Origin of the sequence: Kitasatospora sp. NPDC050543 (genome assembly GCF_044457565.1) — a bacterium.
In the GTDB taxonomy this organism is placed as follows: domain Bacteria; phylum Actinomycetota; class Actinomycetes; order Streptomycetales; family Streptomycetaceae; genus Kitasatospora.
The window spans coordinates 1-1,918 of sequence record NZ_JBITGZ010000091.1 but is presented as its reverse complement, the minus strand read 5'-3'; the positions used below and the strand labels follow the sequence as shown (position 1 = coordinate 1,918).

Sequence of the window (1,918 nt, the reverse complement as noted above, 5' to 3'; positions counted from 1 at the left end):
TCGTTTCTCTAGGCGCTGGTGTTCGTGCTGGTCAGCGGGGTGCGGGTTCGAGGGCGATGATCTGCTTCGGTGCGGGGATGCCGAGCTTGGCCAGGAGGTCGGTCTGGGGCTTGGTGAGGGTGGTGACCTGTCGGAACAGGCCGGTAGGGCCGGTGAACGTGCCGAGGTGGAGCCGGTCGAGCTCGCGGCGGATGGTAGTCCAGGTCTCGTCGGTGGTGGTCTCGATGATGCGGATCAGCAGCAGGGCGAGCCAGCAGAGGACGACGTGTGCGCGTATGCGCTCCTCGAGCCGGTGATAGACAGGCCGCAGGTCGATGATCTGTTTCATGTCCCGCCAGCCCCGCTCGACTTCGAGGAGTTGCTTGTAACCGAGGGCGATGTCCTCGGCCGACAGATGCGGGTCGGAGCAACGCAGCAGGTACTTGCCGTCGAGGTTCTCCTCGGTCTTGATCTTCGCGGTGTCGATGCGGAGCTTGCCGGCCGGGGTGGTGCGGAGGTAGCGGTTGAGGCCGGGCGTGTCGGCGAGCTTGCCGCGGAGCTCGCCGCGCTTGAAGTCGCTGAGCTTGTCGGCGCCTTCGATCAGGGTGGTGAGCTGAGAGACGAGCTGTTCGCGTATGTGCTGGTCACGGGTGGCGGCTTCGGGGTTGTGGCAGATCACGAACCGTTCGGTCTCGGAGATCCGCACCTCCTTGACCCGCATGTTCCCGGCGATCTCGCTGTAGCGGCCCTGGCGGGACAGGGCGGCCCTCACCTCCGGGCTGCCGGAGCGGAGCTTCTCGCCGACGATGTAGGCGTGGTCGCCCCGGCGGAGGTAGCGGCGGTTGCGTTCGCTGGAGAATCCCCGGTCGGTGACCCACACGATCTTGCTCAGGGTCCAGTCCCGCATGTCGTCCTTGACCTGCCGGATCAGCTTCTGGTCACCGGTGTTGCCGGGCCAGGACCAGACACGGACCGGGATCCCGTCCCTCGTGACGGCCATCCCGATCACGATCTGCGGCAGGTCGTCGCGGGAGTCCTTCGACTTGCCGAAGGTGCGGAACCCGGCCTGCTCCGCGGACTCGCCGTCCTCTTCGGCGGTTGGGCCGTCGTCCGTCAGGAGGCGGCCCCTGTCGTCGCGGGCAACGGGTTCGTCGGCCTCCTCCAGCTCGAAGTAGGTGCTGGTGGTGTCGAAGAACAGCAGATCGACCTCAAGGTTGAGGAGGTTCGCGACCTCGTCGAACACCCGCTTCTCCAGGTCGTCGGTCACCTCGTGGAGCCAGTCCATCGCCCGGTAGCAGGCGTCGTCGTCGGTGGCCGGCAGGCCCTCGACATGCACGTCGTGCGTGGCCCAGTCCGCGGCGGCCAGCTTCGACGACGGAGCCAGAGCCCGGTTCGCGACCAGGGAGAACAGCACCCGCTCGGTCACCGACATGTCCCGGCGCCGGCCCCGTTTGGGCTGCCCGACCTGCCCGACGATCCTGTCGATCCTCAGCCGCCGCCACAGATGATCGAGGACGTAGGTACCGCCGAACGGCACCGACGAAACGAACTCCAGGTCACCCGCCGCCGTCGACGCCAGCGCCTCACCCGGTTCCAGCAGCCTCGATAGAGACGCGACCAGGCGTTTCACCGCGTCCCGGTCGAGGTCGTCCTCACGGCCGAACGTGAACAGGACCTTCGGGACCGCCCGGCCCTTCACCGGATCCCACTCGTTGTGGGCCAGGTGCAGGTACCGGACCGTGCCGGACTTGTTCTCCCGTTTCGTCGTCTTCACGTACACGACTCCAGACCCTACGGACCAACTGCAGGTCAGCGCAGGCGAATCCGAAGAATCGCGTCTCTAGGCGAATCCGACCGCGTCACCAGACCCCACCCGGCTGACCTGCACCTTCAACCCGGCAGGGACTCCAGGGCCCCTGAATTACGCGGAACGCAGGAC

At 66.8% G+C, this 1,918-nt stretch carries 1 protein-coding gene; it reads right to left on the bottom strand.

What is annotated here, in order from left to right; translation table 11 throughout:
- Positions 1-31 precede the first annotated feature (31 nt).
- Positions 32-1,753, bottom strand: coding sequence for an IS1634 family transposase (locus ACIBH3_RS35910; protein WP_396316315.1), 1,722 nt, complete (start codon positions 1,751-1,753; stop codon positions 32-34).
- Positions 1,754-1,918 lie beyond the last annotated feature (165 nt).